This window comes from Candidatus Microbacterium colombiense (assembly GCA_029203165.1).
Taxonomy (GTDB): Bacteria; Actinomycetota; Actinomycetes; order Actinomycetales; family Microbacteriaceae; genus Microbacterium; species Microbacterium colombiense.
Genome location: CP119308.1, coordinates 335,309 through 358,999, shown reverse-complemented (window position 1 = coordinate 358,999; position 23,691 = coordinate 335,309). Strand labels below are relative to the sequence as shown.

General features: G+C 68.7%; 24 protein-coding genes and 1 tRNA gene. 16 read left to right on the top strand and 9 right to left on the bottom strand.

The genetic code is table 11. The annotated features are described in order from the left end of the window. The first annotated feature begins 252 nt into the window (after positions 1–252). The 9 genes from P0Y60_01890 (at position 253) to P0Y60_01850 (ending at position 9,669) form a co-directional block, all read left to right on the top strand. Positions 253–1,878, top strand: coding sequence for an ABC transporter substrate-binding protein (locus P0Y60_01890; protein WEK61539.1), 1,626 nt, complete (start codon positions 253–255; stop codon positions 1,876–1,878). A 4-nt stretch (positions 1,879–1,882) separates the two neighbouring features. Beyond that, a complete protein-coding gene (locus tag P0Y60_01885) occupies positions 1,883–2,854 on the top strand; it encodes an ABC transporter permease (protein ID WEK61538.1) in 972 nt (323 codons plus the stop codon). Next, positions 2,851–3,738: an ABC transporter permease gene (locus P0Y60_01880; protein ID WEK61537.1), complete on the top strand. Its 888-nt coding sequence runs from the start codon at positions 2,851–2,853 to the stop codon at positions 3,736–3,738. Before P0Y60_01885 ends, P0Y60_01880 begins: the two co-directional genes overlap by 4 nt. Beyond that, positions 3,735–4,604 carry an ABC transporter ATP-binding protein gene (locus tag P0Y60_01875; protein ID WEK61536.1) on the top strand — a complete coding sequence of 290 codons (870 nt, stop codon included), beginning with the start codon at positions 3,735–3,737 and terminating at the stop codon, positions 4,602–4,604. Before P0Y60_01880 ends, P0Y60_01875 begins: the two co-directional genes overlap by 4 nt. Further along, a complete protein-coding gene (locus tag P0Y60_01870; protein ID WEK61535.1) occupies positions 4,601–5,353 on the top strand; it encodes an ATP-binding cassette domain-containing protein in 753 nt (250 codons plus the stop codon). The genes P0Y60_01875 and P0Y60_01870 overlap by 4 nt, the downstream gene beginning before the upstream one ends. After that, positions 5,350–6,393, top strand: coding sequence for a P1 family peptidase (locus tag P0Y60_01865; protein WEK61534.1), 1,044 nt, complete (start codon positions 5,350–5,352; stop codon positions 6,391–6,393). Before P0Y60_01870 ends, P0Y60_01865 begins: the two co-directional genes overlap by 4 nt. Before the next feature lie 40 nt (positions 6,394–6,433). Beyond that, positions 6,434–7,486 carry a P1 family peptidase gene (locus P0Y60_01860; GenBank protein ID WEK61533.1) on the top strand — a complete coding sequence of 351 codons (1,053 nt, stop codon included), beginning with the start codon at positions 6,434–6,436 and terminating at the stop codon, positions 7,484–7,486. A 69-nt stretch (positions 7,487–7,555) separates the two neighbouring features. Further along, on the top strand, positions 7,556–8,629 hold the full coding sequence (locus P0Y60_01855; GenBank protein WEK61532.1) for a C45 family autoproteolytic acyltransferase/hydrolase: 1,074 nt from the start codon (positions 7,556–7,558) through the stop codon (positions 8,627–8,629). 20 nt (positions 8,630–8,649) lie between these two features. Continuing rightward, on the top strand, positions 8,650–9,669 hold the full coding sequence (locus P0Y60_01850) for a LacI family DNA-binding transcriptional regulator (protein ID WEK61531.1): 1,020 nt from the start codon (positions 8,650–8,652) through the stop codon (positions 9,667–9,669). 19 nt (positions 9,670–9,688) lie between these two features. Here P0Y60_01850 and P0Y60_01845 read toward each other — a convergent pair whose 3' ends face one another. From P0Y60_01845 to P0Y60_01815, 7 genes are all read right to left on the bottom strand, one after another. Next, positions 9,689–10,075: a GntR family transcriptional regulator gene (locus P0Y60_01845; GenBank protein ID WEK61530.1), complete on the bottom strand. Its 387-nt coding sequence runs from the start codon at positions 10,073–10,075 to the stop codon at positions 9,689–9,691. Further along, positions 10,072–11,118, bottom strand: a complete 1,047-nt coding sequence (locus P0Y60_01840) for a hypothetical protein (GenBank protein WEK61529.1) — start codon at positions 11,116–11,118, stop codon at positions 10,072–10,074. Before P0Y60_01840 ends, P0Y60_01845 begins: the two co-directional genes overlap by 4 nt. A 94-nt stretch (positions 11,119–11,212) precedes the next feature. Next, entirely contained in the window at positions 11,213–12,013 is an 801-nt protein-coding gene (locus tag P0Y60_01835; protein WEK61528.1) for a siderophore-interacting protein, read from the bottom strand. Positions 12,014–12,077: 64 nt separating this feature from the next. Continuing rightward, positions 12,078–13,181, bottom strand: a complete 1,104-nt coding sequence (locus P0Y60_01830) for a magnesium and cobalt transport protein CorA (GenBank protein WEK61527.1) — start codon at positions 13,179–13,181, stop codon at positions 12,078–12,080. A gap of 53 nt (positions 13,182–13,234) precedes the next feature. Beyond that, positions 13,235–13,651, bottom strand: a complete 417-nt coding sequence (locus tag P0Y60_01825; GenBank protein ID WEK61526.1) for a hypothetical protein — start codon at positions 13,649–13,651, stop codon at positions 13,235–13,237. Between the two features lie 390 nt (positions 13,652–14,041). Then, a complete protein-coding gene (locus P0Y60_01820) occupies positions 14,042–14,509 on the bottom strand; it encodes a heme-degrading domain-containing protein (GenBank protein WEK61525.1) in 468 nt (155 codons plus the stop codon). Between the two features lie 27 nt (positions 14,510–14,536). Next, positions 14,537–15,133 carry a helix-turn-helix domain containing protein gene (locus tag P0Y60_01815; protein WEK61524.1) on the bottom strand — a complete coding sequence of 199 codons (597 nt, stop codon included), beginning with the start codon at positions 15,131–15,133 and terminating at the stop codon, positions 14,537–14,539. 125 nt (positions 15,134–15,258) lie between these two features. On the opposite strand from P0Y60_01815, the gene P0Y60_01810 reads away from it, so the two are divergent. Next, a complete protein-coding gene (locus P0Y60_01810; protein WEK61523.1) occupies positions 15,259–15,825 on the top strand; it encodes a hypothetical protein in 567 nt (188 codons plus the stop codon). Positions 15,826–15,835: 10 nt separating this feature from the next. Here P0Y60_01810 and P0Y60_01805 read toward each other — a convergent pair whose 3' ends face one another. Both P0Y60_01805 and P0Y60_01800 read right to left on the bottom strand, forming a co-directional pair. After that, on the bottom strand, positions 15,836–16,060 hold the full coding sequence (locus P0Y60_01805) for a PLDc N-terminal domain-containing protein (protein WEK61522.1): 225 nt from the start codon (positions 16,058–16,060) through the stop codon (positions 15,836–15,838). Positions 16,061–16,178: 118 nt separating this feature from the next. Further along, positions 16,179–16,261, bottom strand: a tRNA-Leu gene (locus tag P0Y60_01800). A gap of 266 nt (positions 16,262–16,527) precedes the next feature. On the opposite strand from P0Y60_01800, the gene P0Y60_01795 reads away from it, so the two are divergent. From P0Y60_01795 to P0Y60_01770, 6 genes are read left to right on the top strand one after another with little or no spacing between them, the layout of a single operon-like run. Next, the gene (locus P0Y60_01795; GenBank protein ID WEK61521.1) at positions 16,528–17,244 is read left to right on the top strand and encodes a DUF3662 and FHA domain-containing protein; all 717 of its coding nucleotides are present in this window, start codon (positions 16,528–16,530) and stop codon (positions 17,242–17,244) included. After that, entirely contained in the window at positions 17,241–17,765 is a 525-nt protein-coding gene (locus P0Y60_01790; protein ID WEK61520.1) for an FHA domain-containing protein, read from the top strand. Before P0Y60_01795 ends, P0Y60_01790 begins: the two co-directional genes overlap by 4 nt. Before the next feature lie 7 nt (positions 17,766–17,772). Next, positions 17,773–19,074, top strand: a complete 1,302-nt coding sequence (locus P0Y60_01785) for a protein phosphatase 2C domain-containing protein (protein ID WEK61519.1) — start codon at positions 17,773–17,775, stop codon at positions 19,072–19,074. Continuing rightward, complete coding sequence (locus P0Y60_01780) at positions 19,071–20,456, top strand: FtsW/RodA/SpoVE family cell cycle protein (GenBank protein ID WEK61518.1); 1,386 nt, start codon at positions 19,071–19,073, stop codon at positions 20,454–20,456. The genes P0Y60_01785 and P0Y60_01780 overlap by 4 nt, the downstream gene beginning before the upstream one ends. Next, positions 20,453–21,907, top strand: coding sequence for a penicillin-binding transpeptidase domain-containing protein (locus tag P0Y60_01775; protein WEK61517.1), 1,455 nt, complete (start codon positions 20,453–20,455; stop codon positions 21,905–21,907). Before P0Y60_01780 ends, P0Y60_01775 begins: the two co-directional genes overlap by 4 nt. Further along, positions 21,904–23,655, top strand: coding sequence for a protein kinase (locus tag P0Y60_01770; GenBank protein WEK61516.1), 1,752 nt, complete (start codon positions 21,904–21,906; stop codon positions 23,653–23,655). The genes P0Y60_01775 and P0Y60_01770 overlap by 4 nt, the downstream gene beginning before the upstream one ends. The last annotated feature ends 36 nt before the right edge of the window (positions 23,656–23,691 follow it).

The following is a 23,691-nucleotide window of genomic DNA, read 5'->3' as shown; positions in this document are numbered from 1 at the left end:
AACGATCCGGCTCGATCGCACTGTAGCGAGGTCGACGGACTTTCGTCAACCATGCCGGAACGATCCGATCCGCGAGATTACGGGAGTGTTTCGATCCGAAGTCATCGCAGATCCACTCTTGACGGCAGGCTTGACGACGGCTAGCTTGCAAGAGCGCCGGAACGATCCGGCAGAGTCGCCGACTCGGACCGCGCACGACTGTGGCACCTACCCGCACCACTCCCGCACCATCGACCCTCGAAGGACTCCGACATGCGCACGAAGATCCCCGCGATCGGTTTGGCACTGACCACCGCACTGGTCCTGGCCGGCTGCTCGGCCTCGACCACACCCGACTCCGGCACCGCACCCGAGGCGAAGACCGGCTTCCTCGCCTCCGCCGACACCGCCCTCCCGACCGGCGGTGCCCTGACCGTCGCCGTCGACTACGACAGCGTCGAAGCAGCCGGCCTCGACCCGCAGCTGGCCGACACCGCCCGGTCGTGGATGATCCTCGGCCTCTCCTACGAGACTCTCGTCGGGTTGGACGAGAACTTCGCGCCCACCCCTGGCCTCGCCGAGTCCTGGGAGGAGAAGAGCCCCACCGAGTACGTCTTCACGCTGCGCGAGGGAGCCACGTTCTCCAACGGGCGTGCCGTCACCCCCGATGACGTCGCCGGGAGCTTCGAACGGCTCAAGACGATCGGCGGCGCGTGGTCCGCGCAGGCGAGCGTGATCTCCTCGGTCGAGGCGACCGGCGACAGAGAAGTGACCCTCCACCTCTCGAAGGCGTACTCTCCCCTGTTCGGCCTGCTCGCCCACGTCGCGACCTCGGTGCTCCCCATCGCCGAGATCGACGCGGGCGAGATCGACCTCAAGACCGACGTCGTCGGCAGCGGTCCCTACACTCCCACCGCCCATGTGCAGGATCAGTCCTGGACGTTCGAGCGCAACACGCACTACAACGGCACGGAGTACTCGCCCGACACGATCACCCTCGACGTCGTCCCCGACGAAGCCGCCCGCTTGGCCGCCATCCGCGACGGAAGCGCCGACTACGTCATCTTCAACAACCCGGATGCCGCCTCCCTTCTCGCGCAGACGGCGGCCGCGACCGTGGTCAACCAACAGAACACCGACTTCTTCTACCTCGTGCTCAACGGGGCCGATCCCGATTCCCCTCTCGCCGACGAGCGTGTGCGGTTCGCGATCAACGCGATCGTCGATCGTCAGCAGATCTCCGACGTCGCCCTCGCCGGCAACGCGAAGCCCACCGCGCTCACCCCCTTCGCACTTCCGGATGCCTGTGACCCCGCCGAGCTGCCCTCGGCCACGATCAGCGACGACGAGATCCGCGACCTCCTGAGCGATGCGGGTGCGGAGAACCTGAGCCTCACCCTCAAGACCTGGAACAGTGAGGCCGGCCCCGGCGCGATCGCTCAGGTGATCCAACAGCAGCTCGCGGCGTTCGACATCGATCTCGACGTGCAGATCCTCGATGACGGCATCTGGGGCGAGGCGTTGTACGGCGACCCGGCGGTGCCCGCGGATGCCGATCTCAGCATCAGCTGGTTCGCGGGATACGGCGATGCGTCGTTGGTCACCAACTGGTGGAACACCGACACCGCCGGCTTCACCGCACGATTCATGGCTCCCACCCCCGAGATCAACACCCTCATCACGGAAGCTGCCGAGACCCCGATCGGTGCGGAGCGTGCCGACGTCTTCACCGAGCTCTGCGCGGCGGTCGACGAGAACGCCCAGATGGTCGCGCTCGTGAACCGTCCCGGTCAGATCGCCTTCCGCTCCGACGCCCTGAGCCCGACGATCTCCACCAACGAGGGCTACGGGAACGTGCTGCGCTTCGCCTCCGACTTCCGTCTGATCGAGGCAGAGTAACGCCATGCGGATTCTGCGAATGCTGCCGGGGAGGCTGGTGACGGCCCTCGCGGTCGTCGTGGGCGCGTCGATCCTGATCTTCGTCGCCGTCCGCAGCCTCCCCGGCGACTTCGCCCAGCTGCTGCTCGGGCCGCTCGCCTCGGACGCGGCCAAGGACGCGATCCGGGAGACGTTCCGCCTCGATCGCAGTCTGCCCGAGCAGTACTGGGCGTGGATGACGTCGGCGTTGCACGGCGACTTCGGGATCTCGGTCGCAAGCCAGAACCCGGTCCTCGACGAGTTCGCACTGCGGGCTCCCACGACCGTGCTGCTCGCCGTCATGGCGATGATCATCACGCTGGCCGTCGGCATCCCGCTGGGGATCTACGCCGGCACGCGGCCGGCACGCGGGCGGTCCGCGATCACCGGGCGCCTCCTGGGCAGCATCGGCATCAGTGTTCCCGAGATCGTCCTGGGCTCGCTGGTGGTGTACCTGTTCTCCCGCTTCGACCTCGGCCTGAGCGTCACCGGCTTCGTCTCTCCGCGCGACGACGTCGGCGCAGCGTTGGTCTCGTTGCTCCTGCCGGCGCTCGTGCTCTCGGTGTTCTGCGTCGCCGCGACGGCACGCACCACCCGCGATGCGGTGATGGGTGTGCTCGTCGAGCCCCACATCCTCGCCGCGGTCGCGCGCGGTGAACGTCCGGCGTTCATCGTGCGGCACCATGTACTGCGCAATGCGCTCATCCCCGTCTTCACCTTCACGGCGACGATCTTCGCGTACCTCCTCGGCGGTGCCGTGCTCGTCGAGAGCGTGTTCTCGGTGCCGGGGCTCGGTTCGTACCTCGTGCAGGGTCTCGGTCGCCGCGACATCGCCGTGGTGCAGACGGGAGTGCTGCTCGCGACCGTCATCTTCGTGCTCTGCAGCCTCGTGATCGACGTGGTCACGGCGCTCGTCGATCCTCGCATCACGCCCGGACGGAAGAGAGGCCTCGCATGAGTTCGCCCGTTCCCCCCGCCACCGGCCTGATCGGCGTGCGCGCCCGGCGCCTGTCGACGACGTTCCGAGGCATCGACCTGCTCGGCCGCATCGCGCTGGGCGTCCTGGTCGGCATCCTGCTGATCGGTGTCGCCGGCACCTTCCTCCACATCGGGGGCGACTCGTCGACCATCGTCGGACCCCGACTCGCACCGCCCGCGCCGGGGTGGCCGCTGGGAACCGATTCGCTGGGCAGGTCGCTGCTGCCCCGCCTGTTCGAGGGCATCGCGACCACGCTCGCCCTGTCGGTCCTGGCCGTCGCCATCACCGCGCTCGTGTCAGCCACGGCGGGCATGATCGCCGGCTACCACGGCGGTCTGGCCGGCGGCCTCATCATGCGCATCGGCGACATCCTCTACGCGTTCCCGGCCATCGTGCTCGCGATCCTCGTGGCGACGGCGGTGGGACCGGGCGTGACGACGGCGGTTGCCGCGATCGTGCTGGTCACCGTGCCGCTCATGACGCGGATGGTCGGCCAGGAGGCGCGGTCGGTCGCCGGGCGCGACTTCATCACCGCCGGGATCATCGCCGGCGTCAGCACGCCCCGCATCCTCGTGCGCCACGTGCTGCGCAACGTCTCGGGCACGATCGCCGTGCAGGGCACCTATGCGCTCTCGGTCGCGATCCTCGTCGAGGGCGGACTGAGCTTCCTCGGATACGGCGTGCAGCTGCCGGCATCCTCCCTCGGCCTCCTGATCCGCGAGGGCGCGATCTACATGGTGACCTCGCCCACACTGCTGCTCGCTCCCGGCGTCGTGCTGGTGATCGCGATCCTCGCGATCAACATCCTCGGCGACAGCCTGCGAGATCTGTTCGAACCCCGTGAGACGAGGAGCCTCGAATGACCTCCCCCGCACAGTCACCGGCTTCTCCGGTGGTCCACGCGATCGAGATCACCGACGTGGTCGTCGAGTACGTCCGTCGGGACGGTGGTCGCGTGCGCGCACTCGACCACGCGACGCTCGAGGTGGCCGCCGGTCGTCGAATCGGGCTGGTCGGCGAGTCGGGGTCCGGTAAGTCGACCGTCGCCGCGCTCCTCTCCCGGCTTCTGCCCGCCAACGGCTCGGTCACCTCCGGTCGTGTCGCGGTGAACGGCCGCGACGTGCTCGCCATGGACTCGGCCGAGGTGCGGGCGCTGCGGCGCGACGTCGTCGGGATGATCCCGCAGGATCCGGTGTCGTCGCTCGATCCGACCATGAGGATCGGTCGCCAGCTGCGCCTCGCTCTTCCCGGGATCGTGACGTCGGATGCCGACGCGGCCGAGCTGCTCGATCGTGTGCGCATCCGCGACCCCCGCGGCGTGCTGCGACTCTTCCCCCATCAGATCTCCGGTGGCATGGCCCAGCGCGTCGTGATCGCGATGACCCTCGCCCGGAATCCTCGCGTCCTGGTGGCCGACGAGCCCACCGCGGCGCTGGACTCCAGTGTGCGACACGAGGTCACGAACCTGCTGTTCGAGATCGCCGACGAACAGGACACGACCGTCGTCTGGCTCAGCCACGACCTGCGGTCGGTGGGCCGGTGGTGCGAACGCGTCGCGGTCATGTTCGACGGCGCAGTCGTCGAGGAAGGCCCCGCCGGTACCGTGCTGCAGAGCCCGACCCACCCGTACACGATTGCCCTCGCGGGGGCTGACCCGGCGAGCGCCCGCCCCGGCGAACGGATCGAGACGGGCGTCATCGCCCAGGCACGGAAGGGGGCTCGTCCATGAGCGCCGTCATGACGTTGGATGCCGTCTCCTGCACGTTCTCGAGCGGATGGGGGCCGACGCGCCGCCGGGTCGAGGCGATGCGAGACGTGTCCTTCGAGATCCACAGCGGCGAGACGCTCGGGCTCGTCGGGGAATCCGGCTCCGGCAAGTCGACGACCGGTCGCGTGGCCCTCGCCTTACAGAAGCCCACCGGTGGACGCGTGCTGTTCGAGGGCGAGCCGTTGGGCACCCCCAAGTCCGCGCGCGGTCGCCGTCAGCTCGTTCCGCAGAACCCGCTGTGGTCGCTCGATCCTCGGCTCCCGGTGGCCGCGTCCATCGCGGAACCTCTCGCTGCGTTGCAGGGCGGCAGTCTGCACGCGCATCGCGACGCGGTCGAGAACATGTTGAGCGCGGTGCGTCTCGATCTGTCCCTCGCCGACCGCTACCCCCACGAGTTGTCTGGCGGGCAGCGCCAGCGCGTCGCGATCGCACGATCGCTCATCACGCATCCGCCGTTCATCGTCTTCGACGAGGCCGTCAGCGCACTCGACGTCTCCGTCCAGACGCAGATCCTCAACCTGCTGCGCGACCTGCAGGAGGAGCACGGCTTCGCGGCCCTGTTCATCTCCCACGACCTCGCCGCCGTGCGCTACGTCGCCCACCGCATCGCCGTGATGCGCCTCGGCGAGATCGTCGAGCTCGCCGACACCGAGCGGTTCTACGCCGAACCGGCCCACGAATACTCCCGCCAACTCCTGGAGGCACTATGACCCATTCATCCGGCACCGCCGCCCCGCGACTGGCGGGCGTCCCCGATTGGGGGCCCCGCACCCTCAACCGCGACGTCTCGCTCACACCGATCCAGGGAAGCGCCGACGACGTCGTCGCCTATGACTTCCCCGGCGTCGAGGTGGGCGTCGCTACCTACCCCGAAGGACCCACCGGGTGCACGGTCGTGCATGTGCCGGCCGGCGCGAGGATGGCGATCGACGCGCGCGGCGGAGCGATCGGCATGAGCAGCGGTTACGAGTACTTCGCCCACGCGATCTGCCTCGCCGGCGGATCGGTATACGGGCTGTCCGCCGGATCCGGGGTGGCCGACGAACTGCGCCTCCGCAACGGCAACCGCGGCACCGTCGACGACCTCGCACTCGTGTCGACCGCGGTGATCTACGACTTCTCTGCGCGGGCGACGGCCATCATCCCCGATGCGGCACTCGGACGCGCCGCGGTGCGCGACGCCACCCACGGTGCGGTGCCGGTGGGTCGCATCGGTGCAGGGGCCTCCGCCTCAGCGGGCAAGATCGACTACGCGAGAACCGAGATCACGGGGCAGGGCGCGGCGTTCGGTCGCATCGGCGACGTGCGGGTGCTCGTGGTGACGGTCCCGAATCCGGTCGGCGTGATCGTCGACCGCACGGGCGCCGTGGTCCGCGGCAACTTCGATGAGCGGGACAGCACACGCTCCCGCCTCGAACCCGCGTACCTCGCAGCGATCGAGAACGCCCAGGCCGGTGGTGCGCGTCCCGAGGCGCAGCGGGGCAACACGACGATCACCACCGTCGTGACGAACGTGCGGCTGAGCGAGCACGAGCTCATCCACTTCAGCCGTCAGGTGCACTCGTCGATGAACCGCGCCATCCAGCCCTTCCATACGGCGCTCGACGGCGACACCCTGTTCGCGCTCACCACCGACGAGGTCGATCTCGTCCCGGGGTCGACCGACGGATCGGCATCCGTCGACTCTCTCGCGCTCGGCGCCTTCGCCTCCGAACTGGCATGGGACGCCGTCCTGTGCGCCGCCCGTTGAACCGGCAGCCCCACCGTCCGACCCCCTCCGAGGAGACAGCATGACCTTCATCGATCCGGCAGTCGCCGATCCCGATGCTCCCCACCGCCTGGTGCCCCTGCCGGTCACGGGCGATCGCATCGGCAACGACGACCTCGAACTCGTGCCGACCCACGGCGTCGGACGCGGCCAGGTCGCCTTCGACTTCCCGGGGGTCTCGATCGGCACGGCGGAGTACGCCGACGGCCCCACCGGCGCGACCGTGCTCGCGTTCGATCGCGGGCTGCGCACCTCGGTCGACGCGCGCGGCGGAGCGATCGGCATCATCGGACGCTACGAAGAGGTGAATGACGCCATCTGCTTCGCCGGCGGCTCGTCGTACGGACTCGCCGCCGCGACCGGTGTCGATGAGGAACTCCTCGCGCGCGCCGAGGGGCGGGTCGGCTGGCAGGCCCTGCGCTCGACCTCCGGCGCCGTCATCTTCGACCTGGCCGCACGGTCGACGGGGATCATGCCGGATGCCGCGCTCGGCCGCGCCGCCCTGCTCGCCGCCCGCACCGACAGCGTCGCCGTTGGCCGGGTCGGCGCGGGCGTCTCCGCATCCACCGGCAAGATCGATCCGTCGCGCACCGAGTTCTCCGGACAGGGCGTGGCCTTCCGTCAGATCGGCGAGATCAGGATCCTCGTCCTCACCGTCGTCAACCCGGTCGGCGTGATCATCGACCGCTCGGGTGCCGTGGTGCGGGGCAACTACGACGCCGAGTCGGGTACCCGCCGGCATCCATTCACGGACTACGAGCAGGCGCTCGCGACCGGGACAGCACCGACGACCTCCGCCGGGAACACCACCATCACGGCCGTCGTCACCAACGTCGCGCTCGACGACAAGGAGCTGCGTCTGTTCGCGCGGCAGGTGCACTCGTCGATGCATCGCGCCATCCAGCCCTTCCACACCAACCACGACGGCGACACCCTGTTCGCGCTGACGACCGACGAGATCACGCTCCCGCCCGCCGGCAGCACCCGACTGGGCGAGCAGGCGGTGAACTCGATCGCACTCGGCACGATCGCCTCCGAGGTGGCGTGGGATGCCGTGCTGCGTGCGGCGACATGACGACGCACTCCCGTTCCCTTCCCGCCGCCTTCGGCCCGCGGGATCCCCACGATCTGAGAGGAACCTTCCATGGCGATTCGCCGCTTCGAGACCGATGAGGTCGATCCCTTCGCGCGCGGCGTGGAGATCGGACGCTTCAGCGCAGACGGGATCGCGTGGAATCTGCGCAGCTACCGCGAACTCTTCGAGGTGGTCGGCGTCGCCGCCGCCGACCTTCCCCGCATCGGTCTGACCGCTCTCGAGAACATCGAGCGGTGGTCGCCGCCGCTCGGTGCGGAGGCGCGCGGCCTGGCCGAGGGCGCCGGCGTCGAGCCGTGGGAGATCGGGGTGCTGAACGCGCGCACCGAGATCCTCGCGACGGTCGGCGCGATCGGTGAAGGGGAGTGCTCGACCGTCGTCACCCTCGCCGACGGTCGCGCACCATGGACCATGCAGACGTGGGACTGGCACGACGTGTCCAATGCCGATCAGCTGGTGGTGCGGGCACGCGTGCGCCCCGACCGGGAGGTCCGCTACTTCACGGAGTTCGGCATCCTCGGCAAGGTCGGTGTGAACGATGCCGGCCTCGGCTCGCACTTCAACATCCTCAACCACGACGACGACGGCGACGGGATCGGCGTTCCCGTGCATGCCGTGGCCCGCGGGGTGCTCGACGGCGCCGACGATATCGACGAGGCGATCCGTATCGCCCGCTCCGCCCAGGTGAGCGCATCCACGGTGCTCACGGTCGTCTCCGGCGGCGCGGGTGGCGGACGAGCCGTGTCGATCGAGCTGAGTCCGAGCGGCGCAGCCGTCGTCGAGCCCGATGACGACGGCCTGCTCGTGCACACCAATCACTTCCTCGCCGACGCTCTCGCCGAGGGTGAACTGGTGCCTGCGACCTCGAGCACCTTCCCCCGCCTGACCCACCTCCGCGACCGCAGCGAACTCCTGCGCACCGCCGATCCCGTCGCCCGCGCGCAGGCGATGCTCGTGCACGAGTCGGATGGCGCCGCCGTGTGCTGCCACCCCGATCCCTCGCTCACGTTCGAGCACCGGTGGCAGACGCTCCTCACGATCGGCATCGATGTGGAGGGCGGACACCTGGAATTCCACCCGGGCGGACCCTGCACGGTGACGCGCGAGGAATGGCAGATCTTCTGAAGGGAAGGGTTTCTGAGACAATGGCGAAGACTCGGGAGGGACGCGTGGCATCGGCGACGATTGTGGATGTGGCGAAGGCGGCCGGCGTGTCCAAAACGACTGTGTCCGATGCCCTTCGCGGCGGCGGGCGGGTCTCTGAGGAGACGCGACGTCTCGTTCTCGACGTCGCCGCATCGCTCGGTTACTCGATCAACCGGTCGGCGCGGTCGCTGCGCACGGCGACGACCGGCGCCATCGGCCTCTACATCCCCCAGGTGCTGGTGCGCAGCGAGCACTACCTCTCGTTCGTCTACGGCGCCGTCAACGAGGCGGCGCAGCGTGACTACGACGTGACGCTCATCGTCGCGGGCAACCGGGAGCGGGCCGCTCACGTGCCGCACGTCGACGGTCTCGTGCTGATCGACCCGGTCGACGGCGACGAGACGCTCGATCGACTCATGGCGACGGGGCTGATGACGGTGTCGTCGGAGCACTTCCCCGGCGGGCGCGAGCCCTCGGGGGTCGTGTGGTCGGATCACGCCGCCCAGGCGATCGACCTGCTCGATCATCTGTCGGCCGAGGGGGCGACGGCACCCGCGTTGATCGCATCGACGACCGTGTCGGAGTGGTCGCTCAACATCCGCAACGCGTATGTCGACTGGTGCACCGCGCGGTCGATCACGCCGGTCATCGTCGAATCGCCCTTCGGCGCGTCACCGGAGGACCTGCGCCGAACGGCCACCGAACTGCTCCAGGCTCACCCCGCGACCGACGCCCTGGTCGCGGCCGGTGACGGCGTCGCGGCGGCGGTCGCTCCAGCGATCACGGCCACCGGATTGCGGATCGGCACCGATTTCCTGCTCGCCTCGTGTGTCGACAGCCAGGCCAACGAGGCGCTGCATCCACCGATCACCTCGGTCGACGCGCGTGGTGGCGATGCGGGTGCGGCCTGCGTGCGGTTGCTGATCGACCTGTTGGAAGACGTCGTGGAACCCGGCACCTCGATCGAGCTGCCGCTGTTGCGGCACACGCGCGCGTCCACGCTGCGCAGCGCCAACTGACGTCGCTGCTCGACGTCGGTTACTCGACCGCAGCCTCGCCGGCATCCGCCCGCCACACCACGCGCAGCACGTCGACCACATCGTCAGGGTCGGCGCCTGCGTCCATCGCCTCCGTCACCAGTTCACGGATGTGCCGCAGCACCGATGCGGGGAGCAGCGCGGCCGACTCGGCGACGCGGGTGCCCGCTGCCGTGCGGCTGATGACGAGTCCGTCCTGTTCGAGCATCTTGTAGGCCTTGGCGACGGTTCCCGCGGCGACTCCGAGGTCGCTCGCCGTCTGCCGCACTGTGGGCAGCCGCTCTTTCGCGCCGAGCCTGCCCGACACGATCAGTCCGCGCAGCTGCCGGTAGATGTCCTGCGTCGGACTGCTCTCGTCTGCGGTGGCGAGGATCGATGACGCCGTCATCGGGCGACCTCGGCCTCGGATGCCGCCTCTGCGCGATCCGACGAGCGCGTCGCCTTCGCGCGACCCGCCTGACCGATGACCAGCAGCAGGAGCACGAAGGCCACGACCTCGAGCACCGGCGCGCAGCGTCCTGCGGCGAGCGCGAGCTCGGAGTGCCGCCACATCACCTCGAACATCGCCCCATCGTTCTGTCCGTCGATCGTCAGGCCCGAGACCCCGCCGGCGCTGGCGATCAGCCGCCAGGCCCCTGCCAGCGCGAGCAGCAGGCCCGCCGTCGCGATCCGCACGGCGTCGCGCGCGGCGGCGCGGCGCTCCTGGCGTTCCACCACGACCGTCTCGGGGCGGATGTACGGTCGCGCTGCGGTGAGATGGAGCAGCGCCCCCGTCGCGGCCACCAGCAGCGCGGCGCAGATCAGCACCGGGATGCCGAAGGTCCAGCCGTAGAAGTTGAGGCGCACCGGGTCGATCTCGGGAGCGTTGTTGATGGGGATCTCCAGCCAGGCGGATTCGCCGTTGCTGCCCACGTAGGCGACGAGTCCCGCGGCGATCGTGGTCACCAGCACCGCCGCCAGCGCGACCGCTCCCCCGATGAGGGTGGCACGCGGGACGAAGGTCCTCCAGGTGCGGCGCTCACCGGTGACGACGGGCACGACCGGCCGGGCCGCGCTCCGAGCGGCGACCGCGGCGATCACGGCGAGCGCGAGCCCGGCCGCGAACACGGGGGTCGCGAAGCGCCACCAGGCCGTGATCCCGTACAGGTCGAGCACGTACCCCCGCAGCACGTTCTCGACGCCGAACACGACGATGACGACAATGGCCGCGGTCGTCAAGGCGATCCGGACGGCGCGGTAGCCGCTTCCGGCCGGGAGGCCCGTCGACCGCGGCGATGATCCGGCCGCGTCGGCGACATCCCGCGGGCGCGACGCGACGATGGCGATCCCGCCCGCCACGATCACGGCGATGAAGAGCGAGAACAGTGGCAACGAGAACGCCGCTCCGGCAATGTCGGCCAGGCCGAACGTGAGTACGCCACTCAGCGACATGTCGCCTCCGATCAGAAGAGTTGTGTCATATGTCTATCACAACTTGTTCCGAGAGAGCGATACAAGTTCGCTGAGGTCGAGCGCCGCGCGCGACCTACTCGATCTGCCCGATCGGCTCGCGCTTCTCGGCCTGGAACTGATCCTCGGCCCGGCCTCGAGCCCAGTACGCCGAGATCGACAGGGACTCCCGAGGCACCTCGCGCTGCTTGAGCAGGGCGCGCACCTCCTTGATGGTTCCGCGTTCCCCGTGCGCGAACACCTGCGGATGCCCGTCGGCCCAATCGAGATCCGACAGAGCGGCGAGCGCCTCATCATCGGTGCGCATCCAGCGCAGGGTGACCCCCGACGGGACGGCAGGAAGGATGCGATCGGCGTCGCCCGCGACGGTCAGAACGATGTGGCCGCGCGCGGCGGCATCCATCGCCTCGATCGCCGACGAGATCGCCGGCAGCGCGGTGTGATCTCCGACGAGAAGGTGCCAGGGCGCCGCGGGGTCGGGGCGGTAGCCACCCCCTGCGCCACTGATGACGAGAGTGTCGCCCACCTGCGCGGCGCGCGCCCACGGGCCGGCGACGCCCTCGTCGCCGTGCACGACGAAGTCGATCACCACGCGACGCTGCTCCGGATCGGCCGAGCGGATCGTGTAGGTGCGGCGGGTCGGCAGCTTCTCGGGGCTCTCCTCGCGAAGCTGCGTCAGGTCGTAGGGCGGAACGAGGCCGTGACGCGGGTCGGCGAACAGGATCTTGACGTACTTGTCGGTGGAGAAGTTGTCGTTGTACGCCTCGTAGCCGTCGCCCCCGGCAGTGATGCGCACCAGCTCGGGGCTCACCTGTTCGACCTGCTGCACCGTGAGGACGGCTTGGGTGGGGACCTTGCGAGGCTGCTCTTGAGACATCACTTCTCCGGGAGTCGACGTACGGTGCTTCCAGTCTGCCCGTCAGGCGGCGGGGTCGGGCCGTCTACATCCATTTCTGTCTCTTGAAGATGACGTACAGGATCAGCGCGAAGGCGATCATCCCGCCGACCGCGAGCGGGTACCCGAAGGCCCAGTGCAACTCGGGCATGTTGTCGAAGTTCATGCCGTAGATCGCGCCGATCAGCGTCGGCGCGAAGAGGATCGCCGCCCATCCCGAGATCTTCTTCATGTCTTCGTTCTGCCGCTGGGCCACGAGGGTCCCGTTCACGGTGAGGATCTGCGACAACGACTCCCGCAGCTCCGCGACCTGCGTGCTGGAGCGGCTGAGATGATCGGCCACATCCTGCAGATAGGTCTGGAGCGGGCCGGGGATGCCGTAGCGATCGAAACCCTTGCGCAGGGCGCTCAACACATCGGCGAGCCCCGAGGTCGCCTGCTGCAGGTCGATCACCTCCTGGCTCAACCGATAGATCCGCTCGGTCACGCCGGCGTCTCCGCTGAAGACCTGCCGTTCGATCTGCTCCAGGTCGATCGCAAGACCCCGCAGCACCGGTACGTAGCCGTCGACGATCGCATCGAGCAGCCGGTAGACGACGGCCTCGGGTCCGTGGTGCAGCAACTGCTCATCGGCGAGCAGGGTCTGGTCGCCGCGATCGGCGGCACCCGATGCGTCGGCTGCGTCGAGCCCGTCGATCCACCGTCCGTCCTGGCAGAAGATCGCGACGGCCTGCGGACGCACCAGGATGTGGAACTCGGCGAAGTCGACATCCTCCGCCGCGTCGATGTACCAGGCGGAACGGACGACGAGGAAGAGCGCGTCATCGTAGCGCTCGAGCTTCGGACGTTGCCCCGCGTGCAGCAGGTCCTCCACGAGCAACGGATGCAGGTGCCACGCGCTCGCGAGCTCGGCGATGTCCTCCGGCGTGGGGGTCGGATACAGCAGAAGCGCCGTGCGCCCGGCATCCGCTTCGATGAACGCGCTTGCGTCGTCGACGGAGGTGCCGCCCGGGGCCAGCACCAGATGCCCGTCGTCCACGTAACGTGTGCGGCGGCTTGAGATGCCGTCGGATGCCACGCCGCCCGAGGGTCGTCGACGGAAGACTCCGCCGCGCCGGGGGTTCGCCTCGTCTCGTGATGGCTGCACCATGGCGGCCCCTTTCCCTCGCTCCGTAGTCTGCCGCAAGGGACCCGCTCGTCAGGTCAGAGCGCGCTCGGCACCGGAACCGCGCGATGATTCTCAATGGCGAGCACCAGGATCGCGATCCCGGTCAACCCGCCGAGAACGAGCGCGAGCATCGATGTCAGGGACTGTCCCGGAACGGCGACCGGCTCTCCGAGGCTGACCGCATGCGAGAACATCACGACGATGAAGACGATCGCCAGCAGGATGCTCGGGCGACGACGACGGCTCCACACGAGCAGGGCGATGAGGGGCCCTACGGTGCCGAACAGCACCAGCATCGAGACAACGGCGATGGTCACGATCGCCGGGTCGATGCGCGAGATGCGCGGCGGCGTTCCCAGCATGAGGAGAACGGCGGATGCCGCGCTCAGCACCGAGATGACGATCACGCCCGCCACGAATGTTTTACGGTAGATCTCGCTCAGAATCTGCATGAAGGTGAATCTCTTTCGCTCAGTACGTCGAAGGCCCACTCGCGCCTACTTCCCAGCATGGGCAAGCCCCCGGGGGTTCTGGGGAAACCATACCGAGGGCTTGCTGCGGCGCCGATGGCACTGTTCACCGTGGCCATCGTCAGAAGCCGGGATATCTGTCCGGCGTGCCCGCGCTCACAGTATTCACCCGATATCGCGCCCCTATTGCGCGAGCGGCCAATTCCTTACCGACGTTTCTCACATCGATTGTGAACGGCCAGTCGGCGGCGGGCGCGAGCAATACTGAGGGGACGGCTGGGAGGCGTTGATCCGGGGGGATGGTCGTGGGGTGAATGCGCGCAGGAGCGGAGGGGCTCCCGCGTGTGTTCACCCCGCTTTCGCCATCGGTGCCTAGCGGGCGCGCAGTTCCGTCAGCGCCTGCACGACGAGGTCGTGGTCGTCAGCGGACGGCAGCCCCGAGACCGTCGCCACCGCGACGACTCCCACCCCGGACACGCGGATCGGAACCGCCCCGCCCGCGACGGCGTAGACCGCCGGGTCGAGCCACCCCGGTTCGAACATGTCCCGTCCGCCGGCCGCCACGCGCGCTTCCAGCAGGGCCGTGCTCGTCTCGAAGCGCAGAGCCGTCGCCGCTTTGCGCCGCACCCACTCGTCGTTGTCGGCGGTCGCGCCCGGCATCGAGGCGTGGAACAGGATGCCGCCTGCCGTGCGCACATCGATCGCCACGGGATGCGACCCGGCCAACGCATGCTCCGCGATCGCACGGCCGAGATGCCAGGCATCCGCTCGATCGAATCGTGTGAGCTCCAGCTCGAGATGCTCGGCCTCGAGCCGCTTCAGCCATCCGTCGTCGCTCATGTTCTTCCTCTCGCCGGGTCTGTGACCTCAGTGGTGTCGGGGCGCGACGACCGAGCGGAAGCCGGCCTCGAGCGCGGCTGACAGCGTCGCCGCGTCGCTGAGATAGCCGTTCACCATCGCGCCGTCACGCAGGATCATCAGTTGGTCGGCGACGGATGCCGCGGCATCCGCCCCTGCATCCGTCGCCACGGCCGCGAAGTACTCGCGCATCCATCCGCGGTGCGCGTCGACCGCGAGGCGAACCGGATCGGCCGGGTCGGCGAATTCCGCAGCGGCATTGATGAACGCGCACCCCCGGAAGCCGGCCGTGCAGCTGGCGTCGCCGATTCCCGCGGCGAGCGCGGCGAGGATCGCGGTCGACTCCCCCGCTTCGGCGACGCCGGTCATCCACGCCTGCTCGCGCTCTGCCTGCTGAGCGAGATAGGCGACGACGAGGTCGCTCTTCGTGCGGAAGTGGCGGTAGAACGTCACCTTCGTGATGCCGACGCGCTCGATGATCCGATCCGCGCTCGTGGCGCGGATGCCCTGGCTGTAGAACAGCTCGTTCGCGGCATCCAGGATGCGGGCACGCGTGTCGGTGCGCGGGGTGGTGGCCTGCGTGGGATCGATGGCGTCAGCGTGCATGCGTGCTCCGGTCGGGTCCGCCGGCTTGCGCCGACACGGTTATGAGTCTACGGTTCTTCATGTAGACGTACTAGTAACTCTACAGGGCTGTATGACCACTCGACCTCCACGAAAGAGACATCCTCATGACCACCTCCGCACCGGCCGCAACCACATCGCTCAGCAGCTCCCTGCGCACGCTGTACATCGTGCGCGTCGCGTTCACGCTCGTCTGGGTCGCCCTCCTGTTCGCCACCGGTGGCAGCGCGGGGCCCTTCCTCACCGTGCTGCTGATCGCATACCCGCTCTTCGATGCCGGTGCGGTGCTGTGGCAGCTGCGCGCGCGGCCCGACGCCGACCGCTCCGCGACCAGCGAGTGGATCAACGTGGTGGTCAGCGTGCTCGTCGCGATCGCGCTCGGTGTGGCATCGACCGTCTCCCTCGCCGCGGCCCTCGCCATCTGGGGTGCGTGGGCGATCGGCGCCGGCATCCCGCAGCTGATCTCGGCGATCCGCAACCGTCGTTCCGGTGGACAGGTGCCGCAGATGCTCAGCGGAGGGATCTCGGTCTTCGCCGGTTCGGCCTTCCTGTTCCAAGGCATTCAGGGGTCGGAGATGATCGTTGGCGTCGGCGGCTATGCGGCGATCGGCGCCGTGTTCTTCGCAGTCTCCGCCATCCGTCTCAGCATCCTCCTGCGCCGGGAAGCCCGCTGAGGCGGGGGGATCACGTCTGGGTCGCGCGCCGCGATCGATACGTCTGCGACGTGAACCACGACACGGCCCCGAGCAGCGGGAGGAGCAGGATGGCACACGCCCACAGGGCGGCCGCTCCTCTGCTTGGCAGCGGGGTGCGCACCCACGACACCAGCGCGACGATCGTCAGCACGAAGACGGCGAAGAGCGCGGCGCTGAGCGCGATGTCCATCACGGACGGGAGCAGTGGATTCATGGGACGGCCTCTCCGGTTCTCTCCCCGGTATCCGGTCACCGTATAGAAGAATGCCCCTCAGACGAGAAAAGACCCGGTTCCCAAAGGACCGGGTCTTTCTTCACAACTCGACTCGCTGTGCGCGAGGGGGGACTTGAACCCCCACGCCCGTAAGGACACTGGCACCTGAAGCCAGCGCGTCTACCATTCCGCCACTCGCGCGAGTGTCTCGCTCCGAAGAACTCAACTTCCCGAGCATATCACCCGTCCGCGCGCACGAGAAACCACGCCCGGCATGAGACATCACGTCAGGTGTGGTGTGTCGCGGCAACAGCTGTGTCTCGCCGCAGCACCGCCGCAGCACCCCCGCAGCACCCCCGTAAGACCCCCGGAACACCCCGGATTACGCGCCACGGAGCCACTCCGGGGCGCACTTCCAGGTCACCTGGCTACGATGGCCCTACCGGTCGGCATGCCAGAGGAGCCCAGTGGGACTACTTGACAGCTTTGAGAAGGGTCTCGAGCGCGCTGTGAACAGCGCCTTCGCGAAGACCTTCCGCAGCGGCATACAACCGGTGGAGATCGCTTCGGCGCTCCGCCGCGAGGCCGACACGAAGGCCGCGGTCGTGAGCCGCGACCGCATCATCGCGCCCAACAGCTATGTCGTGCGCCTCAGCCCCGACGACGCGGAGCGGATGCGCGGACTCGGTGGCGCCCTCACCGACGAGCTGCACGCACTGCTCACCAAGCACTCCAAGGCACAGGGCTACAGCTTCTCCGGCCCCCTGTCGATCGCGCTCGAAGCCGACGACAAGGTCGCGACCGGCACGGTGCGCGTGAACTCGGGCACCGTCGAGGGTCGCGTCACCTGGCAGGCCGTGGTCGACGTCGACGGCCGCCGCCACTCCATCACGCGTGCCCGCACGGTGATCGGCCGCGGGACGGATGCCGACATCACGATCGCCGATGCCGGATCCAGCCGCAAGCACGCCGAGATCCTCTGGGACGGCGAGCGCGCCATGATGCGCGACCTCGGCTCGACCAACGGCACGAAGGTCGACGGGCAGAAGCTGCGCGAGGCCGCCCTGCCCACCGACACCACGATCACGATCGGTCGTACCGACCTCGTGTTCAAGATCGTCCCCGTCGCGACGCCTTCGCGGCCGACGGATGACTCCACCCGGGCGTTCGGAGCACTGTCGTGAGTGAACTCGTCCTCCTGCTGCTGCGCATCGGTTTCCTCATCGTGCTGTGGTTCTTCGTGTTCGGAGTCATCTACTCCCTGCGCGCCGATCTGTTCGGCGTGAAGGTGCGCAAGCTCCCCGTCGAGGCGACGGCCGGCGCTCCTGCCGCTGCGGCGAGCGCTGCCCCCGCCGCTCCCGTCTCGCGCCCGGCATCCGCGAAGCCCTCGACCGGCCCCGCGACGATCGCGACCGCCAAGCGTCTGGTGATCACCTCGGGCCCCAAGGCGGGCCTGGAGCTTCCCCTGGGCGCCGACTCCCTCACGATCGGCCGCTCCAGCGAGTCGGCACTCGTGATCCGCGACGACTACACCTCGAGCCACCATGCGCGCCTGATGCTGCGCGGAGACGCCTGGGCGATCCAGGACCTCGACTCCACCAACGGCACCTTCGTGGCGGGCCAGCGCGTGACGGGCTCCCCCGTGTCGCTCTCGCTCGGCACGCCCATCAAGGTGGGCGCCACGACCTTCGAGCTGCGAGCCTGACGCCGGCATGGTCTTCGAAGGCTCGAGCGCCGCGATCTCCCATACCGGGAAGGTCCGGTCCAACAACCAGGACTCCGGCTATTCCGGCGCGAACCTGTTCGCCGTGGCCGACGGCATGGGTGGTCACGCGGGCGGCGATGTCGCCTCGAGCATCGCGGTCGAGCGACTGAAGCCTCTCGACCAGGCCTACGCCTCGACGGATGACGCGCAGGCGTCGCTGCAGGCCGCGGTGACGACGGCCGCGGGCGATCTGATCCGCGCCGCCAAGGAACGTCCCGAGCTCGCGGGCCTGGGCACCACGGTAAGCGCGATCATCATGGTCGACGACTACGCCGTGATCGGCCACATCGGCGACTCGCGCATCTACCTCTACCGCGACGACGCGCTGACCCAGATCACGGCCGACCACACCTTCGTGCAGCGGCTGGTCGACTCGGGCCGCATCACCCCCGAAGAGGCCCGGTATCACCCGCGTCGCTCGGTGCTCATGCGCGTGCTCAGCGACATGGACTCCGATCCGGAGCTCGATCTCTTCGTCATGCCCACGCAGCCCGGCGATCGCTGGCTGCTGTGCTCCGACGGACTCTCCGGCGTCGTCGACGAGACGCGTGTGCTCAAGGCCATGCGCCTCGGCGTCGCCCCGGGCCGCACGGCCGACAACCTGCTCAAGCAGGCCCTCGACGGCGGAGCACCCGACAACGTCACGATCGTCCTGGTCGACGTGGGCGGTCAGCATCCACTGTCGTCCGGCACCGCGACCATCGTCGGTGCCGCATCGAACCCCTCCGGCGTCCTGGTGCCCTCGCTGCGCCCCGCCCGTTCGAACTGGTTGCACCCGGTGCGCCAGGCGGCCAACGAGCCCAGCCACTTCGAGCCTGCCGCCGAGTACCTCGAGGAGCTCATCGAAGAGGATCGCCGCCGCGCCAAGCGCCGACGCCTCGGATGGATCGCCGGGGTGCTGGTGGTCATCGCGATGCTCGGCTTCGCGGCGTTCGCGGCCTACAGCTGGACGCAGACGCGCTACTTCATCGGCGCCGATGACGACAGCGTGGTGATCTTCCAGGGCGTGCAGCAGAACATCGGGCCGATCATCCTGTCGACCCCGGTGCAGGACACCGACATCCTGCTCGCCGAGCTGCCGCAGTATCAGCGGTCCTCGGTCGAGCGCACGATCTCGGCCCGTTCGCTGTCGGATGCCATGGCCATCGTCGACCGGCTACGTGCCGGTGCGGATGCGAACGCGATCCCGTCACCGCTCCCCACGCCCACGCCGACGCTGACCGAGACCCCCGCGGGAGATGCCGGATGAGCACCGACGTCGCCGCCGACACCAGCGTCATCAAGGCGCTCAAGCGCATCCGCCTGCCTCAGACGCAGCGCAACCGCGAATTCTGGCTGCTGCTGTTCGCCCTCGCGATCGCCGGTGCCTCGCTGACCCTCGTGCAGCTGGGCGCGCTCGGCGTGATCGATCCCGTCGTGCTGGGCATCGGCGGCGGACTGGCCGTGCTCGCCTTCGCCCTGCACTTCGTGCTGCGCGCCGTGGCATCCGATGCCGATCCGTTCGTGCTGCCCATCGCCACCCTGCTCTCGGGCCTCGGCATCGCGATGATCTACCGCATCGACATCGCGTTCAAGAACACCGGGTGGGACGCCTATTCCACCAAGCAGCTGGCGTGGACGGCGATCTCCCTCGCGGGCGCCATCGCGGTCGTGATCGCGTTGCGCAACTACCGCATCCTCTTCCGGTACACGTACATCTTCGGCCTCGCCGGCATCCTGCTGCTCCTGCTGCCGTTCGTGCCTGGTCTGCGCATCCCCGATGCGAACGCCGCGGTGTGGGTGTCGCTCGGGGGCGTCTTCGCCTTCCAGCCGGGTGAGCTCGCGAAGATCTGCCTGGCGATCTTCTTCGCCGGCTACCTGGTGCGCACGCGCGAGAGCCTCACCTCGGTGGGAACCCGCTTCCTCGGCATGACCTGGCCGCGCATGCGCGAGCTCGGCCCCGTGCTCGTGGTGTGGGTGATCTCGCTCGGCATCATCGTGCTGCAGCGCGACCTGGGAACCGGAACCCTGATCTTCGGCATGTTCGTGGCGATGCTCTACGTCGCGACCGGCAAGACGAGCTGGGTCGTGATCGGTCTGACCCTCGTGGTCGCCGGCGTCGCCGTGGCCACGCAGATCCTCAGCTACGTGCGCGGCCGCTTCATCAACTGGCTCTTCCTGTTCGATCCGAACCAGGTCGACCCCGACGGTGCGGGCTATCAGCCCATGCAGGGTCTGTTCGGTCTCGCCCGCGGCGGGTTGATCGGCACCGGATGGGGCCAGGGGCGTCCCGAGGTCACCCCTCTCGCCCACAGCGACTACATCATCACGAGCCTCGGTGAAGAGCTCGGGCTGATCGGCCTGTTCGCGATCCTCTGCCTCTACATGGTGTTCGTGAGCCGTGGCGTGCGCATCGGGCTCGCCGGTCAGGACGACTTCGGCAAGCTGCTCGCCACCGGGCTCTCGTTCACGATCGCATTGCAGGTGTTCATCATGGTCGGCGGCGTGACCCGTGTGATCCCCCTGACCGGACTCACGACGCCGTTCCTGGCCGCGGGTGGCTCCTCGCTCGTCGCGAACTGGCTGATCGTCGCGCTCCTGCTGCGCATCTCCGACGGCGTGCGCCGCCAGCCGAGGGTGGTCATCGGATGACCCGCGAACTCCGTCGCCTCAGCGTCGTGATGCTCTTCATGTTCATCGCGCTGTTCGCCGCGACCAGTTGGATCCAGGTCGTCGAATCCGACACCCTGGCGCAGGATCCGCACAACAAGCGCACCCGGCTGGACAGCTACCAGATCCAGCGCGGAGCGATCATCGTCGACGGCGTCGCGATCGCCACCTCGGTGCCCAGCGACGACCAGTACCAGTTCCAGCGCGTGTATTCGGATGCCGCGATGTGGGAGCCGGTGACGGGCTACTTCAACCCCGCGCTGGGCTCTGCCACCGGCATCGAGCAGGCCATGAACAGCGACCTGTCGGGCACCGGATCGAACGCATTCTTCGCCGAGATCGAGCGGATCATCTCGGGGCAGCCGCAGCGCGGCTTCAGTGTGGAGCTCTCGCTCGACACCGCTGCACAGCGCGCCGCTTACGAAGCTCTCGACGGGCTGCAGGGTGCGGTCATCGCGATCGAGCCGAAGACCGGCCGCATCCTCGCCATGGCGTCGACGCCCGGGTTCGACACGAACCTGCTCGCCACGCACGATGCGAATGCCGCGAACTCGGCCTACGACCAGCTGGTCGCCGACCCGTCGAAGCCGCTCTCGAACCGTGCGATCGCGGGAGATCTGAACCCTCCCGGGTCGACCTTCAAGATCCTCGTGGCCGCCACCGCCTTCGCGAGCGGTGACTGGACTCCGCAGTCGACTCTGCCGAACCCAGCCTCGTACACCCTGCCCGGGTCGTCGAACAAGGTCTCGAACGCCTCGGGCACCACCTGCGGCAGCGGATCGACCGTGACGATCGCGGATGCGGTGCGCCTCAGCTGCAACATCCCGATGGCGGAGCTCGCAGTCGAGCTCGGCGACGACGCGATCCGCGAGATGGCGGAGAAGTTCGGCTTCAACAAGAGCTTCGAGACGCCGCTCGAGTCGACCCCCTCCAGCTACCCCCGCGCACTCGACGATGCGCAGACCGCGCTCACCGGGTTCGGCCAGGGACAGGTCACCGCGACGCCGCTGCAGATCGCGATGGTCGCGGCGGGAATCGCCAACGACGGTGTCGTGATGAACCCGCACATGGTGGATGCCGTGATCGGCGACGACCTGTCGGTGATCCGCGCGTTCGACAACAGCGAGTTCGGCCGTGCGATGGAAGCGGATGTCGCGAACGACGTGACGGCGGCCATGGTCGCGAGCGTCGCAACGGGCGCGGCGCAGGGTGCAAGAATAGACGGGGTCGACGTGGCCGGGAAAACCGGCACGGCGGAGAACGGTAGCAAGCCGCACACGTTGTGGTTCACCGGTTTTGCGCCGGCGAACGACCCGGCGGTCGCAGTAGCAGTCGTCGTCGAAGACGGCGGCGGTCAGGGACAATCCGGATCCGGCGACACCATCGCCGCTCCGATTGCGAAGAAGGTCATAGAGGCGGTGCTGGGCAGATGAGGCCGACGCAGGGTGTGTCGTTCGGTGGTCGCTACGAGCTGTTGTCGCGAATCGCGATCGGCGGCATGGGCGAGGTGTGGGAGGCGACGGATCACGTCATCGGACGTGTGGTCGCCATCAAGATCCTCAAGGACGAGTACATGGGGGACCCCGGGTTCCTCGAGCGCTTCCGGGCTGAGGCTCGGCACGCCGCTCTCGTCAACCATGAGGGCATCGCCAGCGTGTTCGACTACGGCGAGGAGAACGGCAGCGCCTACCTCGTCATGGAGCTCGTGCCGGGTGAGGCCCTGTCGACCATGCTTGAGCGCGACGGTGCGCTGAGCGCCGACAAGACGCTCGACTTCGTCGCCCAGACGGCATCCGCTCTGCAGGCCGCCCACGCGGCCGGTCTCGTGCACCGCGACATCAAGCCCGGAAACCTGCTGATCACGCCCGACGGCCGCGTCAAGATCACCGACTTCGGCATCGCCCGTATCGCCGACCAGGTGCCGCTGACGGCGACCGGTCAGGTCATGGGAACGGTGCAGTACCTGTCGCCGGAGCAGGCGTCGGGTCACCCGGCCTCCCCCGCCACCGACACCTATTCGCTCGGCATCGTCGCGTACGAGTGCCTCGCCGGCAAGCGCCCGTTCACGGGTGAGTCGCAGGTCGCGATCGCGATGGCGCAGATCAACGAGCAGCCGCCGCCGCTTCCGCCGACGGTGCCGATCCCGGTGCAGAACCTCGTCATGGCGATGATCGCCAAGAAGCCGAGCGATCGTCCGTCCTCCTCCGCCACTGTGGCGCGCGCCGCCCAGGCGCTGCGTCGCGGTGACCTGAACTCGGCCGCGATCGCCGTGCCCGCGATCGCGACGGGCGGCATCGCCGGCGACGACGACGCAACCCGCCTCCTCACCGCCACGGGCGATGACGGCACGACGCGCATCCTTCCGACGACCGCGTCCTTGCCGACCGGTGCCGACGACGACGAAGACGAGAAGCCGAAGAAGAAGCGCAGCCCGTGGACGTGGCCGCTGATCGCGCTCATCGCGCTGCTGGTCATCGTGCTCGGTGGCACCGTCTTCGCGCTGATGAATCAGGGCGCCGGTGACGACGACAAGCCGTCGAACACCCCGACCCAGTCGTCCACTCCCCCGGAGACGCCGAGCGAGACCCCCGACCCCGGCCCCACGCGGGTCGACGTCAGTGCGCTCAACCTGAACGGCATGGACTGCGCGACCGCGACGAAGACGCTCACCGACAATGGCTTCGTGAGCGACATCGCCTGCGTGAACGGCGACCCCGCTCCCTCGGATTCCGAGGTCGGTCGTGTCTACAACGTGGAGCCCACGGGCAACGTCGACGTCACGCGGGCGATCACGCTCACGGTCTACTCCGCGCGCACGGCACTCCCGGTGCCGAGCGACCGCCCGACGATCACGGGTGACCCGGTCGCCGGCAGCACCGTGAAGATCGCCTGGGGTACCGGGTTCACCTGCCCCAGCGGCACGACGCTCTCCGGCTACACGGTCTCGCTGCAGAACGGCACGTTCGTCTCGGGCGGCCCGACCTTCCCCGCCACCCAGCGCAATGCGGATGTCGTGGTCGGCACGGCCGTCGGGCAGCAGCTCATCGCGACGTACCAGGGCCTGTGCTCCGGTGGGACCGACCAGCGCACGTCGGATGCCTCCCCGCCGCTCTCCGTCACCATCACCGCTCCCGTGGTCGACCCCGGCGAGGGTGACGGCGACGGCGGCGCACAAGGGTAGCCTTATTGCTCAGTCACAGTCGTTCCAGGGGGTAGT

What these genes read in the sequence shown, in the direction of transcription:
- P0Y60_01855 (WEK61532.1), top strand. Translation starts at nt 7,556, where the DNA reads ATGGCGATTCGCCGCTTCGAGACCGATGAGGTCGATCCCTTCGCGCGC.
- P0Y60_01875 (WEK61536.1), top strand. Translation starts at nt 3,735, where the DNA reads ATGACCTCCCCCGCACAGTCACCGGCTTCTCCGGTGGTCCACGCGATC.
- P0Y60_01840 (WEK61529.1), bottom strand. Translation starts at nt 11,118, where the DNA reads ATGTCGCTGAGTGGCGTACTCACGTTCGGCCTGGCCGACATTGCCGGA.
- P0Y60_01870 (WEK61535.1), top strand. Translation starts at nt 4,601, where the DNA reads ATGAGCGCCGTCATGACGTTGGATGCCGTCTCCTGCACGTTCTCGAGC.
- P0Y60_01865 (WEK61534.1), top strand. Translation starts at nt 5,350, where the DNA reads ATGACCCATTCATCCGGCACCGCCGCCCCGCGACTGGCGGGCGTCCCC.
- P0Y60_01860 (WEK61533.1), top strand. Translation starts at nt 6,434, where the DNA reads ATGACCTTCATCGATCCGGCAGTCGCCGATCCCGATGCTCCCCACCGC.
- P0Y60_01885 (WEK61538.1), top strand. Translation starts at nt 1,883, where the DNA reads ATGCGGATTCTGCGAATGCTGCCGGGGAGGCTGGTGACGGCCCTCGCG.
- P0Y60_01830 (WEK61527.1), bottom strand. Translation starts at nt 13,181, where the DNA reads ATGGTGCAGCCATCACGAGACGAGGCGAACCCCCGGCGCGGCGGAGTC.
- P0Y60_01770 (WEK61516.1), top strand. Translation starts at nt 21,904, where the DNA reads ATGAGGCCGACGCAGGGTGTGTCGTTCGGTGGTCGCTACGAGCTGTTG.
- P0Y60_01775 (WEK61517.1), top strand. Translation starts at nt 20,453, where the DNA reads ATGACCCGCGAACTCCGTCGCCTCAGCGTCGTGATGCTCTTCATGTTC.
- P0Y60_01825 (WEK61526.1), bottom strand. Translation starts at nt 13,651, where the DNA reads ATGCAGATTCTGAGCGAGATCTACCGTAAAACATTCGTGGCGGGCGTG.
- P0Y60_01835 (WEK61528.1), bottom strand. Translation starts at nt 12,013, where the DNA reads ATGTCTCAAGAGCAGCCTCGCAAGGTCCCCACCCAAGCCGTCCTCACG.
- P0Y60_01880 (WEK61537.1), top strand. Translation starts at nt 2,851, where the DNA reads ATGAGTTCGCCCGTTCCCCCCGCCACCGGCCTGATCGGCGTGCGCGCC.
- P0Y60_01890 (WEK61539.1), top strand. Translation starts at nt 253, where the DNA reads ATGCGCACGAAGATCCCCGCGATCGGTTTGGCACTGACCACCGCACTG.
- P0Y60_01780 (WEK61518.1), top strand. Translation starts at nt 19,071, where the DNA reads ATGAGCACCGACGTCGCCGCCGACACCAGCGTCATCAAGGCGCTCAAG.
- P0Y60_01850 (WEK61531.1), top strand. Translation starts at nt 8,650, where the DNA reads ATGGCGAAGACTCGGGAGGGACGCGTGGCATCGGCGACGATTGTGGAT.
- P0Y60_01820 (WEK61525.1), bottom strand. Translation starts at nt 14,509, where the DNA reads ATGAGCGACGACGGATGGCTGAAGCGGCTCGAGGCCGAGCATCTCGAG.
- P0Y60_01805 (WEK61522.1), bottom strand. Translation starts at nt 16,060, where the DNA reads ATGAATCCACTGCTCCCGTCCGTGATGGACATCGCGCTCAGCGCCGCG.
- P0Y60_01785 (WEK61519.1), top strand. Translation starts at nt 17,773, where the DNA reads ATGGTCTTCGAAGGCTCGAGCGCCGCGATCTCCCATACCGGGAAGGTC.
- P0Y60_01845 (WEK61530.1), bottom strand. Translation starts at nt 10,075, where the DNA reads ATGACGGCGTCATCGATCCTCGCCACCGCAGACGAGAGCAGTCCGACG.
- P0Y60_01810 (WEK61523.1), top strand. Translation starts at nt 15,259, where the DNA reads ATGACCACCTCCGCACCGGCCGCAACCACATCGCTCAGCAGCTCCCTG.
- P0Y60_01815 (WEK61524.1), bottom strand. Translation starts at nt 15,133, where the DNA reads ATGCACGCTGACGCCATCGATCCCACGCAGGCCACCACCCCGCGCACC.